Source organism: Streptomyces sp. NPDC002623, assembly GCF_053592635.1.
This window is the reverse complement of sequence record NZ_JBSFWB010000009.1, coordinates 1-16,953: the sequence shown is the minus strand read 5'-3', so window position 1 is coordinate 16,953 and position 16,953 is coordinate 1. Positions and strand designations below refer to the sequence as shown.

The window sequence follows — 16,953 nt, the reverse complement described above, 5'->3', positions numbered from 1 at the left end:
GCTCAGCTTCCGATGCCTGCGGCCTGCGACGAGCTCAGCTTCCGATGCCTGCGGCCTGCGACGAGCTCAGCTTCCGATGCCTGCGGCCTGCGACGAACTCAGCTTCCGATGCCTGCAGCCCGCGACGAGCTGGCCCCCGATGCCTGCGCCACCCGACGAGCTCAGCCTCGGCCGCGTGCGCCACTCAGGAGCCAAGTCTCCGATTCGCACGGCACATCATGGGCCAAGCTCCGATTCGCCCGGCATACCGCAGTCTCAGCCTTCGATTCATGCGGCGGTCGCGAGCTGCGAGCGCAGCGCCTCACGACCGCCGCCACCCCGGCTTCGTGCGCCACGGCGCAAGCTCCAGCCCAGATTCCTGAAGCACCTCAAGGCGCGCTTCCAGGCATCTCAAGGCATCTCAAGGCACCTCGAAGCAGCTCAAGGCACCTGCCCCAATCCGCGCACCCGGCCGTCATCGCCCCGTCATCGCCCCCGTCATCACCCCCGGCATTGCCATGATCGTCAAGATCGCCGAGCCCCCGGTGACCGTCCGCAGCCGTCCCTGCCCCGTCCCCCTATCACCCGCGCCCGTACCCCTGCGCCGCCACATCCGGCCATACCGTGCCGTCACAACGTCAACTCCCCTCCCTCCCCCTGTCATTCGTCCCGCCCGCCCCGCATCCCCCGTCCGTGCGGGCGGATTTCAGTCGTCCCGCTCGGCCGCTCGCAGCCTGATCCTCCGTTCGATGATCCGAACGCACGCCTCTCACCAGGGAGTTCGCGGCATCGCAAGCTCCACGATCCCGCCGCGCACCCCCGTCGCCGCACTGTTGCCTCACAAGAAATTCCTGTCCGAATCATTGACGCTCTCTCAAGCCCCTCGTACCTTGTGCCAGCAAGCGCTTTCTTGAAACGATTCATGCAAGCGGCAACGACGCTGCGGGGAGGGCCCGACTGTGGGAACCAGCAGGAATGTTGAGAGGCGTACGGTTCTGAAGGCCGCGGGGGCCACGGCGGTCACGCTGGGCTTGGCGGCGACCACCGGATGCGGGGGCGACAGCGGTACCTCGTCGGACGGAACGGTGACGATCCGTTACGCGTGGTGGGGTTCCGAGGACCGCGCGGAGCGCATCAACAAGACCATCGCGCTCTTCGAGAAGAAGTATCCGAAGATCAAGGTGAAAACGGACTTTCAGCCCTACGGCGACTTCTGGAAGAAGTTCAACACCCAGGCTTCCGGCGGCAATCCGCCGGACGTGTTCCAGAATGCCATTGGATTCCTGCGGAAATACGAAGCGAAGAACGTGCTGCTGGATCTCAGCGAGCAGGTCGAGGCGGGCAACCTCTCCACGGACGGCTTCCGGGCCGGCCTCGCGAAGTTCGGCGAGGTGGACGGCAAACTCCTCGGAGTCCCGGTCGGTTCCAATTCGATGGCCCTGGTGATCGACAAGCCTGTCTACACCAAGGCGGGCGTCAAGCCGGAGCAGGGCTGGACCTGGGACGACTTCCACGCGGCGATGGCGAAGATCCGTGACAAGACCGGGCGCGCCGGCGACAGCGGCATGTACGGCGTCATGTACCTCTACGACCTCTACCTGCGCCAGAACGGCAAGGCGTTCTTCAAGGGGGACGGACTCGGTTTCGCCGAGGCCGATCTGACGGACTGGTGGACGAAGGCCAAGCAGGGCGTCCAGGACGGCATCTACGCCGACGCCAAGAAGGTCGCCCAGGTCAAGCCCAAGTCGGCCGTCTCCGCGGAACTCGCCGCCGGTGAGTTCACCTGGGACAACTTCACCGTCCGCTACACCTCCGAGGGCAAGAGCGAGTACGGACTCGCTCCCATCCCGACCACGGACGGCAAGAAGACCGGCCAGTACCTCGGCTCCCTCATGCTCAGCGCCTCCAAGCGGACGCAGCACCCCAAGGAGGTCGCCCAGTTCATCGACTTCATGGTGCACGAGCCCGAGGTCGCCAAGATCATGGGCTATGACCGTGGGGTGCCCGCGACACAGGCCCAGTTCGACGCGTTCAAGCCGACCGACGAGGTCAACAAGTCGATCGCCGCGTACGAGGAGTCCCTCGTCGCCTCGGGCGTCCTGGAGCCCATCACCCCGCACCCGAACGGTGCGGACATCTGTGAGTCGGCCTTCCTGCGGATCGCCGAGGAGCTCGCCCTGGGCACGCGCTCGGTGGACGAGGCCGTCAAGCAGTTCTTCACCGAGTCGAAGACGGCTCTCGCCGGCTGATGGGAACCGCCGTGACACACGCCCCTGCGATGGAGGGCCTGGCCAAGGACTCCGAGCCGCGGCACGGTCCGGTGAACTCCCCGCGCCCCGCCGAACTCAAACGGCGGGGCCGTCGGGAGAACCTGGCCGGCTATCTCTTCATGTCTCCCTGGATCGCCGGTTTCCTGCTGCTCACCGCGGGCCCGATGATCGCCTCGCTCTACTTCGCGTTCACGGACTACAACCTGTTCGACGCGCCCAAGTGGATCGGTCTCGACAACTTCTCCGAGATGTTCGACGATCCGCGCTGGCGTCACTCGGTGCAGGTGACCATGTGGTACGTCGTCGTCGGGACGCCGCTCAAGCTGCTCGCGGCCCTCGGCGTGGCGCTGCTGCTGGCCCAGAAGCGGCGCGGGCAGGCCTTCTACCGGGCCGCCTTCTACGCGCCGTCGCTGATCGGGGCGAGTGTCTCGGTCGCCATCGTCTGGAAGGCGATCTTCTCGGACGACGCGATCGTCGATCGTACGCAGAAGCTCTTCGGGATCGACGTCGGCGGCTGGACCGGCGACCCGGAGATGATCATCTACAGCCTTGTGGCGCTCACCGTCTGGCAGTTCGGCGCGCCCATGGTCATCTTCCTGGCCGGCCTCAAGCAGGTCCCCCGGGAGCTGTACGAGGCGGCCGAGGTCGACGGGGCCGGCAAGCTGCGGCGGTTCTGGAACATCACGCTGCCGACGATTTCCCCCGTCCTCTTCTTCAACGTCCTGCTGGAGACGATCCACTCCTTCCAGATCTTCAGCTCGGCGTACATCGTCGGCGGCGGCGCGGGCGGCAACGCCTGCGGGCCGGCGGACGGCTCGATGGTCTATACCTGCTACCTCTATGTCCAGGGCTTCGAGAACAGCCGGATGGGTCTGGCGTCCGCCATGGCCTGGATGCTGCTCATCGCGGTCGCCCTGGTGACGGCGGTGCTGTTCTGGTCCCAGAAGCGCTGGGTGCACTACGAGGAGGGCGCCTGATGAGCGCACAGGCCACCGAGATCGCCCCGGCCCCGTCCACGAAGTCCACGAGGTCCACGAAGGGCGGCGCGTTCCGGCGCCGGCTGCCCGGATCGCTCGCCTGGCACATCGGCTCCCTCGCGATCCTCGCCGTGATCCTCTATCCGGTGGTCTGGGTCATCGGCGGCTCCTTCAAGAAGAGCGAGGACATCGTCGGCAGCCTGGATCTCTTCCCGGGCTCCCCGATCACCTCGAACTACACCCGGCTGTCCGAGGGCATCGCGGACATCTCGATCTCCACGTTCTTCCTCAACTCGCTCACGCTCGCGGTCGGTTCCGTGATCGGGATCCTGCTCTCCTGCTCGCTGACGGCGTACGCCTTCGCGCGGATCAGGTTCGCGGGCCGCAATCTGCTCTTCACGCTGATGATCGGCACGCTCCTGCTGCCGTACCACGTGCTGCTGATCCCGCAGTACGTGCTGTTCCGCAACATGGGCATGATCAATTCGTACACCCCGCTGCTGCTCGGGAAGTACCTGGCCACGGAGGCGTTCTTCGTCTTCCTGATGATGCAGTTCATGCGCAACCTGCCCAAGGAACTCGACGAGGCGGCCCGGCTCGACGGCTGCGGGCACCTGCGCATCTACTGGTCGATCGTCCTCCCGCTGTGTCGTCCGGCCCTGATCACCAGCGCGATCTTCACCTTCATCAACTCCTGGAACGACTTCATGGGGCCGTTGATCTACCTCAACGAACCCGACAAGTACACGGTCTCCCTCGGTCTGAAGATGTTCGTGGACCAGGAGGGCGTGGCCGACTACGGCGGCATGATCGCCATGTCGCTGGTCGCGCTCCTGCCGGTGCTGGCCTTCTTCCTCGCCTTCCAGCGCTATCTGATCGACGGCATGGCGACGTCCGGGCTGAAGGGCTGACCGGCATGTCCGAGGCGCGCGTGAAGGCCCGTACCCCACGCAGGGAGTCCGTCGTCGCCGAGCGGTTCGGTGTGTTCGCCGAGTGTCTGCTCACCGGCGTGTGGATCGCCGTGGCCTCGCTCGGGGTGGTCACCTACCCGGCGGCCTTCGCGGCAGGGGCGCGCCACCTGCGTCGGCACACCGCCCACCAGGGCGGCGGTTGGCGGGAGTTCGTCCGCGACTTCCGGGCGGCCGTGCGCGGCGGCCGGCTCGTCGGGCTCGCCGGGTGGCTGGCGGCGGCCGCGGTCTGGGTCGACGTCCAGGCCGTGCGCGCCGGGCTTCCTGGCGGGCCGCTGGTGGGTGCCGTCGGCGTGCTCGCGCTGATCGGGCTCGCCGTCGCCGGGCTGCGGGCGGCGGCCGTATGGACGCCGGACTCCGCCTGGCGGGACCTGCTCCGGCAGGCGGGCCGCCGGACGGTGCTCGACCCGGCCGGTTCCTTCCTCGTCGTCGGCGGGCTGGCCGTGGTGGCCCTGTCCGCCTGGTTCGTCGCGCCGCTGGCGGTCCCCGTCCTGGGGGCCGTCGTGGCCGCGGCCGTGGCGGTGGAGCAGCGGTACCTCAGCCGCTGACCGGTACTGTCCCAGGGCCGGCGTCCGGGACGGGCGCCGCGCCTCACTCTGTCATGCCCCTGACTACTTCTGATCGCTCCTGATCACCCTGCTCTGCATCCCGCACGGAACGGAAAGGAAGGCCGCATCTCATGTCTCCCATCCCCCGCAGGTCCCTCCTCAGGGCGGCGGCCGTCGCCGGCGCCGCCGCACAGTTCAGCTGGGCGCTAGGGGCCAAGGACGCCGAGGCCGCGCCCGGAGCCGCCGCGGCCGACGCGGATCCGGTGACCCTGGACTGGCTGGAGGACGGCGGCCTCGGCGCCGCCCCCGGCTCCACGCTCGGCGTGCCCTGGCCGATGGGCGCGTACCAGGAGGACCAGACCTTCGCGCTGACGGACGCCGCCGGCAAGGACGTCCCCGTACAGTCCTGGCCCCTCGCCTACTGGCCGGACGGTTCCCTCAAGTGGACCGCGCACGCGGTGAGTTCGGGCACCGGCAAGCTCACCCTCGCCCCCGGCGCCCCGGCCGCTCCCACCCAGAAGGTCACCGTCGACAAGAGCGGCGGCACCATCGACGTGTCGACGGGCGTCATCACCGCGAAGATCGGCAAGTCGGGCGCCACGCTGATCAAGTCCGTCACCCGCGGCGCCACCGAGATCGCCAGGAACGGCCGACTGGTCCTGATCCGCCAGCCCGAGATCGAGGACGAGGACCAGGGCACGGTCAGGACCGAGCGCTTCGAGGGCGCCATCGACGGCGTCACCGTCGAGCAGTCCGGCCCGGTCCGCGCGGTGGTCCGCATCGACGGCAAGCACCGCAAGGGCAGCCGCAGTTGGCTCCCGTTCTCCATCCGCCTCTACTTCTACGCGGGCGCCGACTCCTTCCGGATGGTGCACACCGTCACCTTCGACGGGAAGCAGGAGCCGGGCAGGGCGAGCGGCGACTTCATCCGCGGCATCGGCGTCCGCTTCACCGTCCCGATGCGCGACGAGGCCTACGACCGGCACATCCGCATCGGCGGCGAGGGCACCGGACTGCTGCGCGAGGCCGTCAAGGGCATCACCGGTCTGCGCCGCGACCCGGGCGCGGCCGTCCAGGCCGCCCAGTACGCCGGCCAGAAGCTCCCCGACCCCGCCACCTGGGACCAACGGGTCACCACCCGCCTCCAGTACATCCCCGAGTGGGGCGACTACACCCTCTCCCAGCTGTCGGCGGACGGCTTCACGCTCCGCAAGCGCACCAAGAAGGGCTACGGCTGGGTCGGCGCCGGCGGCGGCAAGCGGGCCTCCGGCTTCGGGTACGTCGGCGGGGCGAGCGGCGGATTCTCCTTCGGCCTCAGGGACTTCTGGGAGAAGCACCCCGCGCAGCTCGACATCCGGGACGCGCACACCGACGCCGCCGAGGTCACCCTCTGGCTCTGGTCGCCCGAGGCGCAGCCCATGGACCTGCGCTTCTACCACGACGGCATGGGCCAGGACACCTTCCCCGAGCAGCTCGAAGGCCTCAACATCACCTACGAGGACTACGAGCCCGGCTTCGGCACCCCCTACGGGATCGCCCGCACCTCCGAGCTTCTGTTCTGGGCCAACGGGTCGACGCCCACCCCCGAGACGCTCGCCGAACAGGTCGAGGCCGTCCGGGTGCTGCCGCAGCTCGCCGCCCCGCCGAAGCAGCTCATCAAGGCGAAGGTCTTCGGCCCGGGCCTCTACTCCGAGCCGGACCGCTCGACCCCCGCCAAGGCGAAGATCGAGGACCACCTCGACTTCCTCTTCACCTACTACAAGGACCAGGTGGAGCAGCGCCGCTGGTACGGCTTCTGGGACTACGGCGACATCATGCACACCTACGACACCGTCCGGCGCCAGTGGCGGTACGACATCGGCGGCTACGCCTGGGACAACTCCGAGCTGTCCCCGGACCTCTGGCTCTGGTTCGCCTACCTGCGCTCCGGCCGCGCGGACATCTTCCGCTTCGCCGAGGCGATGACCCGGCACACCGGCGAGGTCGACGTCTACCACATCGGCCAGTGGGCCGGCCTGGGCACCCGGCACGGAGTCCAGCACTACGCGGACAGCGCCAAGCAGCAGCGCATCGCCAACACCACCTACCGCCGCTACTACTACTTCCTCACGGCGGACGAACGCGTCGGCGACCTCATGCACGCCAACGTCGACTCCGACGAGACGTTCCTCGCCCTCGACCCGCTGCGCAAGATCCGCACCGAGCCCTACACGCCCGACCGGCACGCCCTGTCGATCGGCTTCGGCACCGACTGGAGCGGCCTGGTGTCGGCGTGGCTCACCGAGTGGGAGCGCAAGGGCCCCAAGTGGGAGAAGGCCAAGGCGCGTGTCCTGTCCACCATGGAGACCATCGCCGCCCAGCCCAACGGCTTCGTGCAGGGCAGCGGGCTGTACGACCTCGACACCGGCAGGTTCGCCGTCGCCGCCGCCCCGGTCGTCGGCGTCTCGCACCTGTCGGCCGTGTTCGGCCTCAACGAACTGTGCGCCGAACTGATCCACCTGGTCGACATGCCGAAGTTCGACCAGGCCTACTTCGACTACTGCCGCTACTTCAACGCCACCAAGGCCGAACAGGCGGCCCGCTACGGCAGCAACTTCGGCACCCTGCTGCTCTTCCAGGGCCACTCGCGCCTCGACGCCTACGCCGCCGTCCAGACCGGCGACGAGGTGCTCGCCAAGCGGGCGTGGACGAAGTTCTACAGCTCCGACGGCTACATGGAGTCCTCGCCGTGGAAGACGGAGCCGGTGAGCGGCCCCGCCGCCCTGGTCGCGGGCAGCGAGGCCACCTGGGTGTCCACCAACGACACCGCGCTCTACGGCCTCGCCGCCATCGAGAACCTGGCCCTCCTCGGCGACAGGATGCCGTAGCCGAGGGCTAGTCCAGCTTCCCCAGGGCCTCCCGCACCCGCCGGACATCGCGCAGCCGCTGCTCGTACGTCGCACCCAGTGCGAGCAGCAGCAGTCCGGCGAGGGCGGGAGGCACCCAGCGGGGGAGCGCGTCGGTCACCTGGACGAGATACGGGGCGAGTTCGTGCAGCGTGACCAGGGCGAGCACCGAGCCGCCCAGCACGAGCGGGGCCTGCAGCCGGTGCCGGGCGCCGAGCAGGGTGAGCAGCAGCGCGCCCGCGCCCAGCAGCAGGGGGCGGGTCCACTCGACGTCTCCCCAGGCCGCGGCGAGGCTCGGCAGGAGCGTGACGGTGAGCCCGGGACCGTACGCCGTCCAGGAGGAGGCCGCGGGGTCGCGGCGCCGGCGCAGGGCCCCGACGAACAGCGCCGGAACCGTGACCGGCAGGGTGTACGCCTCCGGGAGCCCCACCCGCCACGCCGCCAGCCGCACCCACGCGGCCAGCACGAAGAGCGCGACGGACGCGTAACCGACCGAGCGGCGGTCCGGGCGTACGGCGGTGCCTGCCGCGATCACCGCGCACAGGGACAGCACCAGGGCGAGCAGCGGCAGGTCGAGGACCGCGAGAGCGATGGCGACGAGGCCGGCGAAGGCTCCGGCCGCCTCCACCGCGACCGTGGTCGCGGGGTCGCCGATCCGGGCCGCGACCAGGGCCGCGACCACCGGGACCACCAGCACCAGCAGCGCGATGTGCTCCGGCCGCCAGCCGGCGGCGGCGCCCACGGCGCAGGCCAGGGCCGTGGCGTAGCCGAGGGAGACGGCCGCGGACACCGGCGCCAGGCGTCCGCGCCAGGCGGTCGCCGCGAAGGCCGCGGTGAGCGCCGCGAGCACGATGAGCGTCGTCGGCTCGGTGGTCAGGGAGAGCAGGGCGAGGCCGAGGGAGGTGACCAGGGCCGACCAGGTGGCCGTCCGCGCCCTCGGCACGAGGAGCACCAGAGTCAGGAGTCCCTGCACCGACAGGCCTACCCAGTACGGGAGTTGCAGCGCCGCCGGAGTGACCAGCGTCGCCGCCCACAGCAACGTCGGCGCGGCGGCCAGGGCCTGCGGGCGCCACTCCTCGCTGCGGACCGCCGTCGCCAGGACCGCGGCGACCGCGGCGAGCATCAGGGGCACCGTGACGGCGTGCGGCGGCCAGAAGGCGTCGACCGTCGCCGCGACCCGGGCGTCGGCCGGGGCCCCGGACCAGATGTGCCCGAGCCAGGCCGTCGGCCCCAGCAGCGTGACGCCGACCGCCGGTACGGCCCACAGCACCGCGCCCGCCTGTACGACGCCGGAGGCCCAGGCGACGCCCCGGCGCACCGCCTCCGGGCCCCGCACCACGGCCAACAGCGCGATACCGCACGCCAGATACGCCGGTACCGTCCAGTCGCCGGGCAGCGACACCCGCAGGACGCCGCCCAGGCCTGCGACCACGCACAGAGCGCCGGCCGCCGCCGTACCCGTCGCGAGATCGGCCCGAGGGGCGAACCAGGACACGCCCAGGGCGATCGCCGCCGCCAGGCAGAGCAGCGCCGCAGCCCGGGCGGCAGCGCCCGCACCGGCCGCGTCCACGGAGAGCAGACCGGCTGCCAGGACGCCCCAGCCGCCCGTGCCGAACGCGCCGACCACGGCGACGAGCCGCAGCGGCCGTTCGGACACGCGCAGCGCCACGACCGCGTCCGCCGCGGCCGTCAGCAGCACCGCGGCCGTGACCGTGTGCGCCCCGCCGCCGGCCGCGATCGCCCAGAGCGGCAACACGAGTTGAGCGACCGCCAGAGCGGCCGGGCGGGGGAGCCGCACCGTGGCCGAGCCCGGGAGCGCGGCGAGCGCCGTGCCGTACGCCGCCCACAGCGCCGCCAGCGCGGTGGCGGCGGCCGCCGCGTACGTCGTGCCGTCCGCCGCCGTGAACGCGACCTCGCGCAGCGCGTAGGCGTCCAGCACCGTCAGCGCGAGGCCGAGGCCCGCGACCGACTCGGCGGTCGAACGCAGCCCCCGCCGCAGCAGCGCCACCGGCGCGCCGAGCACCGCCACCGTGACCGCGCCCAGCACCAGGGACCGGCCGGCGATACCCAGATGACCCCAGCTGACCAGGGTGAACACCATCGCCGCGATGGTGAGCAGGATGCCGCCGAGCAGCAGGAGCGCGTTCTGCACGCCCGGCGCGGTGGCCTCGGGGCGAGCGGACGGTCCCGCGGGCGCCGGCCGGCTCGGCCACTGCGGCGGGGCCGGCCGTACCGTCTGCTGGAGCGTGGCGACCAGCCAGGAGCGGCGGGCCAGCAACTGGGCCCGACGGGCGTCCAGTTGCCTCAGCTCGCTGTCGAGGAGCCGCAGCTCCTCGGCCGGGGACGGAAAATGCGTCATGCCTCGGAGTGTGGTCCGCGTCACGTGCGCCGACATGAGCGCACGTACTCAGAACGTACTCAAATGCCGTCGCCGGATGTCGTCGGTCGGACCCGCGCGCGGGCACACTCTGCCCATGGACCGGACCCGTTACCGCTTCCGCAGCCAGTGGGCCCTGCCCGCGCCGCCCGCCCGCGTGTACGACGTGCTGGAGCGGGCCGAGGAGTACCCGCGCTGGTGGCGTCAGGTCCGCGAGGTGAACCGCCTCGACGACACGACCGGCGTCATCCGCATCCGCTCGCTCCTCCCGTACGACCTGACCTTCACCGCCCGTGCCGTGCGCCGCGATGCCGCGGCCGGGGTGCTGGAGATCGCGATGACGGGCGACCTCGACGGCTGGGCGCGCTGGACGATCACCGCCGACGGCCCCGGCGCCCTCGCCCGCTACGACCAGGTCGTCCAGGTCAACAAGCCGCTGCTGCGGCGGCTGGCCGTGCCCGGGCGGCCGGTGTTCCGGCTGAACCACCGGCTGATGATGCGGTCCGGACGGCGCGGCCTGGCGGCACACCTGGAAGCGGTTTGAAGGAAGCGCGCGGGGACCTGTATTGTTCAGTCCGTTCCCGGGCGATTAGCTCAGTGGGAGAGCGCTTCGTTCACACCGAAGAGGTCACTGGTTCGAACCCAGTATCGCCCACCGGGAAAAGGCCGGTCCGCAATGCGCGGACCGGCCTTCTTCATGCCGGTCCGCCTTCAGGCCGCCGCCGGCAGCTCCGGACGCAGCGGCCACGATGTGTCCACCGTCTCCGGAGTCCCGCTGCGCGCGAACCACGCCTGGAGCCCCCGCGCCTGAGCCGCGTGCCAGGCGGTCTGCAGGGCGTGCAGATCGGCGGGGGTCAGCCGTTCCAGCCGGGCCGCGAACCGCCGGCCCAGCGCCCGGACGACCTCCAGGGCGGCCAGGGCGTCCGCCGCCGCGTCGTGCGCGTCTGCGAGCGTCACCTCGTAGTGCGCGCACAGGTCGGTGAGCGTGCGCCGGCCCTTGCGGTAGCGGTCCAGGTGCTTGTCCAGGACCCGGGGGTCCAGCACCCGCAGCGGCGTCGCGTCCACCCAGTCGGTGAGTGACGAGGCGCGGTGCCTGCGCAGCTCGCGGTCGAGCAGCGTCAGGTCGAACGGCGCGTTCATCACCACCAACGGGCGTCCCGCGGCGGCCTGTTCGGCGAGCAGCTCGGCTATCTCGAGCATCACCGGCGACGGCCAGCGGCCGTTGCGCTGCAGATGTTCGTCCGTCAGTCCGTGCACTTCCGTCGCCCCGGCGGGCACCGGCACGCCCGGGTTCACCAGCCATCGGCTCACCCGCGGCCGTACACCCGGCGCGTCCTGGACGACGAGAGCGGCCGACACGATGCGGTCGGTCTCCACGTCGACGCCCGTCGTCTCCGTGTCGAAAGCGGCCAGAGGGCCCTCGTACCAGTACGTCATACCAACTCAACCCCTCGTTCACCCACGGCAGCTGACGCACCGTCTTCTGCCTGTTTGGTGATACCCGGGCTGTTTGCGCCGTACGCCGGAAGGACACAACACGAGTACGGGTCTTTGCAGTTCAGCGGGCCCGTCACAGGTATCGGCATTGCGTGGAAGGCTGTTGGTCATGGCGATAGCGCAGCCCGAGCGGGGCGGGCTGCTGCCCGAACGCGAGGGCATTCACCGCGGGACACTCGCCACCACCGCCTGCATGGAGACACTGCAGGTGGGCTATCTGCACGCCGTCGCGGCGGCGGCCGGCTGCTCGTTGTCGCAACCGTTTCCGGACAACGGCATCGACTGGCACGTCAGTCATGGCTCACCCGGCCACACGGTCGACGACGAGGTCACCATCAAGGTGCAGCTCAAGGCCACCTACCAGGTGCGACCCAACCCGCCGGGCCGCTACTTCTCCTTCACACTCGACAACGACCACCTGCGCAAGCTCGCCCGCACCCCGGTGTCCGTGCACAAGATCCTCGTCGTGATGCTCGTGCCCAGAGCCCAGGACGACTGGCTGCGTGCCGGCCACGACCGCCTCGACCTGCGGCACTGCTGCTACTGGGTCAATCTCGCCGGCCACCCGATCACCGGCCGGACCCGGACCACCGTGCGGATACCGACCACACGCATCTTCGACGACCGGGCGCTGTGCGAGATCATGACGCGGGCCGGGACGGGAGGCAGACCATGACCCACCGCCCCCTCGACGAGCCACTGCGGGCCGTACGGCCCCACCCCGTGGCCCACTGGAACCAGGACCCCGACCCCGGCGACGTCGACCCGGCCGTACTCGGCGCGCTGCTGCGCCGGCACGGCTGGCAGCGGCGCGGCGGCGCGGCCGGACGCTACGGCCGCTGGACCCCGCCCGGCCCGGGCGGCGGCGGGATCAGCCTGCTCGTGCCGGAGAGCCGCGCCTTCCCCGACAGCGACGACCTGGTCGGCGAGGCGCTCCTGGCGCTCGCCCGCAGCGGCACGCCCTCCGCGCGCGAGGTGCTCGTCGGGCTCGCCGTGCCGAGCGACGAGATCCGCTGGTGGCGGGATGCGCCGACCGGGCCGGCCGGGGCCGCCTCCTGGGCCGTCGAGGAACAGCTGCGCGGCGCCGCCCGGCAGATGCTGCTCGCCGGCGCGCTCGCCACACGCGCGCGTGCGGGCTACTACGGCGCCCGGCACCGGCGCGCGGCCCTGGTGACGCTGGAGAGCGTCCTCGTCGGCTCCGCGGCCGGTGGGCGCCGGCTGACGGCCTTCGCGCCCGTCGCCGTCGCCCGGCCCCTCGCCGTACGCCTCCACCAGGCCCTGTACGCGGTCCGCGAGGCCATCGACTACCAGCGGGCCACCGGCGGCATGGACGCCTTCGACGGGGCCGTGGAGGCCGGCGCCAGCCGTGAGCTCACCGAGGCGCTGATCGCGCTCGTGCGGGGCGCCGAGGGCGCCCGGATCGCCGTGGAGTGGTCGCCCGCCGCCGGGGTCCCCGAGGACTGCGCCTCGGGCGGTGAACCGGTCGAGTTCTCGCCCGGCGACCTCTCCGTGCTGCGCGCGGCAGGCGCCCGCTACCTGCGCGAGGAGCCCTCCGTGCCCGTGCGGGTCACCGGCACGGTCGTCCGGATGCGCAGGTCGGGGCCGCGCGGCGACGGCAGCGTCCGGCTGCGGGTGCTGGCCGGCGCGGACATCCCGCACGTCCGGCTCACCCTCGACGAGGAGGACTACCGCATCGCCGGGCAGGCCCACCTGGTCGGACTGCCGGTGCGGGTGCAGGGCCGACTGGAGAGCCGGGGCGGGTTCCGCAGGCTCACCGGCGCCTGCGGGGTGGTGCCCGTGCAGGTGGACGACGCCGAGCGGGACCGGCTGATGAAGTCCTTGCAGGAGAACCTCGACTTCTTCGAGGAGGCCTGCGGCGGGGAGGACCGCGAGGAATGATTTCGCGGTAGGCGGGTGCGGGTCGGTACGATCGCCTCTTGCGCGCGCTCCCGGTATGGCGCCGCACCCCCTTCAGTCAGGAGAGACCGGTGTCAGACGTCCGTGTGATCATCCAACGCGATTCCGAGCGGGAAGAGCGCACGGTGACGACGGGCACCACGGCCGCCGACCTCTTCGCCGGCGAGCGCTCGATCATCGCCGCGCGCGTGGCCGGCGAGCTCAGGGACCTGTCGTACGTGCTCTCCGACGGCGAAGAGGTCGAGGGCGTCGAGATCTCCTCCGTGGACGGCCTGAACATCCTGCGCCACTCCACCGCGCATGTGATGGCCCAGGCCGTGCAGGAGCTCTTCCCCGAGGCCAAGCTGGGCATCGGCCCGCCGGTCAAGGACGGCTTCTACTACGACTTCGACGTCGAGAAGCCGTTCACGCCCGAGGACCTCAAGGCCGTCGAGAAGAAGATGCAGGAGATCCAGAAGCGCGGGCAGAAGTTCGCCCGCCGCGTGGTCACCGACGAGGCCGCCCGCGAGGAGCTCGCCGACGAGCCCTACAAGCTGGAGCTGATCGGCCTCAAGGGCGCCGCCTCCAGCGACGACGGCGCGGACGTCGAGGTCGGCTCCGGCGAGCTGACGATCTACGACAACCTGGACGCCCGCACCGGCGACCTGTGCTGGAAGGACCTCTGCCGCGGTCCGCACCTGCCCACCACCCGCAACATCCCGGCGTTCAAGCTGATGCGCAACGCCGCCGCGTACTGGCGCGGCAGCGAGAAGAACCCCATGCTCCAGCGCATCTACGGCACCGCCTGGCCCTCCAAGGAGGAGCTGAAGGCCCACCTCGACTTCCTCGCCGAGGCCGAGAAGCGCGACCACCGCAAGCTGGGCTCCGAGCTGGACCTGTTCTCGATCCCCGAGCAGATCGGCTCCGGCCTCGCCGTCTTCCACCCCAAGGGCGGCATCATCCGCCGGGTCATGGAGGACTACTCGCGCCGCCGGCACGAGGAGGAGGGCTACGAGTTCGTCTACACCCCGCACGCGACGAAGGGGAAGCTCTTCGAGACCTCGGGCCACCTGGACTGGTACGCCGACGGCATGTACCCGCCCATGCAGCTCGACGAGGGCGTCGACTACTACCTCAAGCCCATGAACTGCCCGATGCACAACCTGATCTTCGACGCGCGCGGCCGCTCGTACCGTGAACTGCCGCTGCGCCTCTTCGAGTTCGGGACCGTGTACCGGTACGAGAAGTCGGGCGTCGTGCACGGCCTCACGCGCGCGCGTGGCTTCACCCAGGACGACGCGCACATCTACTGCACCCGTGAGCAGATGTCGGAGGAGCTCGACAAGACGCTCACCTTCGTCCTCGGCCTGCTGCGGGACTACGGCCTGAACGACTTCTACCTGGAGCTCTCCACCAAGGACCCGGAGAAGTTCGTCGGCTCCGACGAGGCCTGGGAGGAGGCGACCGAGACGCTGCGCGAGGTCGCCGAGAAGCAGGGCCTGCCCCTGGTGCCCGACCCGGGCGGCGCCGCGTTCTACGGCCCGAAGATCTCCGTCCAGACCAAGGACGCCATCGGCCGCACCTGGCAGATGTCGACCATCCAGCTCGACTTCAACCTGCCCGAGCGGTTCGACCTGGAGTACACCGGTCCGGATGGCGCCAAGCAGCGCCCGGTCATGATCCACCGTGCGTTGTTCGGCTCCATCGAGCGGTTCTTCGCGGTGCTCCTGGAGCACTACGCGGGCGCGTTCCCGGCGTGGCTGGCCCCGGTCCAGGCGATCGGCATCCCGATCGGCGACGGACACGTGGAGTACCTGGCGAAGTTCGCCTCGGCCGCGAAGAAGCAGGGCCTGCGGGTGGAGGTGGACTCCTCCTCCGACCGTATGCAGAAGAAGATCCGCAACGCCCAGAAGCAGAAGGTGCCCTTCATGGTCATCGCGGGCGACGAGGACATGGCGAACGGCTCGGTGTCCTTCCGCTACCGCGACGGCTCGCAGGAGAACGGCATCCCGTTCGACGAGGCCATCGCGAAGATCGCGAAGGTCGTCGAGGAGCGTACGCAGATCTGATCCGGTCGTACGGCGGGCCCCCGGGGAGATCAGCTCTCCGGGGGCCCGCCGCCGTCCGCGGCGTCCTCCTTCAGGGAGAACACCTGGATCAGCCAGGACGAGAACGACCCCGTCACCGCGCCGAGCAGGGCGAGCCCGCACGCCATGAGCCCGACCGCGATGGTCCGGCCCCCGGAGGTGACCGGGACGACATCGCCGTAGCCGACGGTCGTCAGCGTCTCGCACGCCCACCACAGGGCGTCCCCGAAGGAGTGCATGGTGGTGCCCGGTGCTCCTCGTTCCCGGTCGTAGACGGCGAGGGAGCACGCGAAACCGAGCAGCAGCGTCGTCAGCCCCGCGTAGGTGATCACGCGCGCGTGCAGCGACAGCCGCGGCTGGCCGTGCCGACGCTGTACGGCCTCGTACACCTTGACGATCCGCAGCGGGCGCAGCAGGGGCAGCACCACGACCACGGTGTCCAGCTTGTGCCTGCGCACGAAGCCCAGCCGCAGTCCGCTGAGCCGCCAGCGCACCCCGTAGTCGATCACGAACAGCGCCCAGGTCGCGGTCAGCACCGCGGTGACCAGGTCCCGCCAGACGCCGGGCAGATCCTGGGCGAGGACCAGGACGGCATACATGGCGAGGAACGCCAGAGAGGCGAACGCGAGGGGGAGCTCGGTGCGCTGTTCCCAGCGGGCCTGACGGCTGTCTTCGTCCATCGGCCCAGCTTGGCCCGCGGAGCTTTTCCCCGAACCCCGCCGACACGCCGCGAACGGGCGAAGCAATATGCTGCCTTGCATGACGAGTGAGCCGGAGCAGCAGATCGGAGTGGGTACGCAGGACGCGTTCCAGCGCCTGTGGACGCCCCACCGGATGGCCTACATCCAGGGCGAGAACAAGCCGACCGGCCCGGGGGCCGACGACGGTTGCCCGTTCTGCTCGATCCCGGCGAAATCCGATGAGGACGGTCTGATCGTCCGCCGTGGCGAGCATGTGTACGCGGTGCTGAACCTGTACCCGTACAACGGCGGCCACCTGATGACCGTCCCCTATCGGCATGTGGCCGACTACACCGACCTGACCGTGCCGGAGACCGCCGAGCTCGCCGAGCTGACCAAGCAGGCGATGACGGCCCTGCGCACCGCGTCCGGCGCACACGGCTTCAACATCGGCATGAACCAGGGCACGGTCGCGGGAGCCGGCATCGCCGCCCACCTCCACCAGCACATCGTGCCCCGCTGGGGCGGCGACACGAACTTCATGCCGGTGGTGGGCCACACCCGCGTACTGCCCCAGCTGCTGGCGGACACCAGGAAAATGCTGGCAGACGCCTGGCCGTCAGGTTCGTGATCTTTCAGCCCGGGCGTGATCCTTCAGCCCGGACGGGCTGAAGAATCACGCCCGGGCTGAAGGTCAGGCCCGCGATGCCGACCGGCAGGTTGATGAGGAAGATCGGCCGCCACTCCAGCCCGAACAGGTTCCACTCCGTCAGCAGCGCGCCGAGCAGC

General features: G+C 70.6%; 13 protein-coding genes and 1 tRNA gene. 11 read left to right on the top strand and 3 right to left on the bottom strand.

The window, feature by feature from the left end:
- Positions 1-938: 938 nt before the first annotated feature.
- The 5 genes from ACWD4O_RS18220 to ACWD4O_RS18200 all read left to right on the top strand — a co-directional run bounded on the left by ACWD4O_RS18220 (position 939) and on the right by ACWD4O_RS18200 (position 7,609).
- Positions 939-2,228 (top strand): ABC transporter substrate-binding protein, encoded by a 1,290-nt coding sequence (locus ACWD4O_RS18220; RefSeq protein WP_451280908.1) that lies wholly within the window; start codon positions 939-941, stop codon positions 2,226-2,228.
- A complete protein-coding gene (locus ACWD4O_RS18215) occupies positions 2,228-3,226 on the top strand; it encodes a carbohydrate ABC transporter permease (RefSeq protein ID WP_451280906.1) in 999 nt (332 codons plus the stop codon). Before ACWD4O_RS18220 ends, ACWD4O_RS18215 begins: the two co-directional genes overlap by 1 nt.
- Positions 3,226-4,137, top strand: coding sequence for a carbohydrate ABC transporter permease (locus tag ACWD4O_RS18210; RefSeq protein WP_451280904.1), 912 nt, complete (start codon positions 3,226-3,228; stop codon positions 4,135-4,137). Before ACWD4O_RS18215 ends, ACWD4O_RS18210 begins: the two co-directional genes overlap by 1 nt.
- A gap of 5 nt (positions 4,138-4,142) precedes the next feature.
- A complete protein-coding gene (locus ACWD4O_RS18205) occupies positions 4,143-4,742 on the top strand; it encodes a hypothetical protein (RefSeq protein ID WP_451280902.1) in 600 nt (199 codons plus the stop codon).
- A gap of 131 nt (positions 4,743-4,873) precedes the next feature.
- On the top strand, positions 4,874-7,609 hold the full coding sequence (locus tag ACWD4O_RS18200; protein ID WP_451280900.1) for an exo-rhamnogalacturonan lyase family protein: 2,736 nt from the start codon (positions 4,874-4,876) through the stop codon (positions 7,607-7,609).
- Between the two features lie 7 nt (positions 7,610-7,616).
- On the opposite strand, the gene ACWD4O_RS18195 is transcribed toward ACWD4O_RS18200, so the two are convergent.
- A complete protein-coding gene (locus ACWD4O_RS18195; RefSeq protein WP_451280898.1) occupies positions 7,617-10,022 on the bottom strand; it encodes an SCO7613 C-terminal domain-containing membrane protein in 2,406 nt (801 codons plus the stop codon).
- A gap of 79 nt (positions 10,023-10,101) precedes the next feature.
- Here ACWD4O_RS18195 and ACWD4O_RS18190 point away from each other — a divergent pair, with 79 nt between their 5' ends.
- Together ACWD4O_RS18190 and ACWD4O_RS18185 are read left to right on the top strand one after the other, a co-directional pair.
- Entirely contained in the window at positions 10,102-10,548 is a 447-nt protein-coding gene (locus ACWD4O_RS18190; RefSeq protein WP_451280896.1) for an SRPBCC family protein, read from the top strand.
- A 39-nt stretch (positions 10,549-10,587) separates the two neighbouring features.
- Positions 10,588-10,659 (top strand) — tRNA-Val (locus ACWD4O_RS18185).
- 56 nt (positions 10,660-10,715) lie between these two features.
- On the opposite strand, the gene ACWD4O_RS18180 is transcribed toward ACWD4O_RS18185, so the two are convergent.
- Entirely contained in the window at positions 10,716-11,441 is a 726-nt protein-coding gene (locus ACWD4O_RS18180; protein WP_351907923.1) for a 3'-5' exonuclease, read from the bottom strand.
- Between the two features lie 169 nt (positions 11,442-11,610).
- Here ACWD4O_RS18180 and ACWD4O_RS18175 point away from each other — a divergent pair, with 169 nt between their 5' ends.
- The 3 genes from ACWD4O_RS18175 to thrS all read left to right on the top strand — a co-directional run bounded on the left by ACWD4O_RS18175 (position 11,611) and on the right by thrS (position 15,466).
- Complete coding sequence (locus tag ACWD4O_RS18175) at positions 11,611-12,177, top strand: DUF4365 domain-containing protein (protein ID WP_451280894.1); 567 nt, start codon at positions 11,611-11,613, stop codon at positions 12,175-12,177.
- Entirely contained in the window at positions 12,174-13,400 is a 1,227-nt protein-coding gene (locus tag ACWD4O_RS18170; protein ID WP_451280892.1) for a hypothetical protein, read from the top strand. Before ACWD4O_RS18175 ends, ACWD4O_RS18170 begins: the two co-directional genes overlap by 4 nt.
- A gap of 89 nt (positions 13,401-13,489) precedes the next feature.
- Entirely contained in the window at positions 13,490-15,466 is a 1,977-nt protein-coding gene (thrS, locus tag ACWD4O_RS18165) for a threonine--tRNA ligase (protein ID WP_451280890.1), read from the top strand.
- A gap of 29 nt (positions 15,467-15,495) precedes the next feature.
- Here thrS and ACWD4O_RS18160 read toward each other — a convergent pair whose 3' ends face one another.
- Complete coding sequence (locus ACWD4O_RS18160) at positions 15,496-16,164, bottom strand: potassium channel family protein (RefSeq protein WP_451280888.1); 669 nt, start codon at positions 16,162-16,164, stop codon at positions 15,496-15,498.
- Positions 16,165-16,231: 67 nt separating this feature from the next.
- Between ACWD4O_RS18160 and ACWD4O_RS18155 the strand changes: the two genes are divergently transcribed.
- Entirely contained in the window at positions 16,232-16,795 is a 564-nt protein-coding gene (locus ACWD4O_RS18155) for an HIT family protein (protein WP_451280886.1), read from the top strand.
- The last annotated feature ends 158 nt before the right edge of the window (positions 16,796-16,953 follow it).

Coding starts and splice junctions, on each gene's coding strand:
- ACWD4O_RS18215 (WP_451280906.1), top strand. CDS start 2,228: ATGGGAACCGCCGTGACACACGCCCCTGCGATGGAGGGCCTGGCCAAG.
- ACWD4O_RS18210 (WP_451280904.1), top strand. CDS start 3,226: ATGAGCGCACAGGCCACCGAGATCGCCCCGGCCCCGTCCACGAAGTCC.
- ACWD4O_RS18205 (WP_451280902.1), top strand. CDS start 4,143: ATGTCCGAGGCGCGCGTGAAGGCCCGTACCCCACGCAGGGAGTCCGTC.
- ACWD4O_RS18200 (WP_451280900.1), top strand. CDS start 4,874: ATGTCTCCCATCCCCCGCAGGTCCCTCCTCAGGGCGGCGGCCGTCGCC.
- ACWD4O_RS18195 (WP_451280898.1), bottom strand. CDS start 10,022: ATGTCGGCGCACGTGACGCGGACCACACTCCGAGGCATGACGCATTTT.
- ACWD4O_RS18190 (WP_451280896.1), top strand. CDS start 10,102: ATGGACCGGACCCGTTACCGCTTCCGCAGCCAGTGGGCCCTGCCCGCG.
- ACWD4O_RS18180 (WP_351907923.1), bottom strand. CDS start 11,441: ATGACGTACTGGTACGAGGGCCCTCTGGCCGCTTTCGACACGGAGACG.
- ACWD4O_RS18175 (WP_451280894.1), top strand. CDS start 11,611: ATGGCGATAGCGCAGCCCGAGCGGGGCGGGCTGCTGCCCGAACGCGAG.
- ACWD4O_RS18170 (WP_451280892.1), top strand. CDS start 12,174: ATGACCCACCGCCCCCTCGACGAGCCACTGCGGGCCGTACGGCCCCAC.
- ACWD4O_RS18160 (WP_451280888.1), bottom strand. CDS start 16,164: ATGGACGAAGACAGCCGTCAGGCCCGCTGGGAACAGCGCACCGAGCTC.
- ACWD4O_RS18155 (WP_451280886.1), top strand. CDS start 16,232: ATGCTGCCTTGCATGACGAGTGAGCCGGAGCAGCAGATCGGAGTGGGT.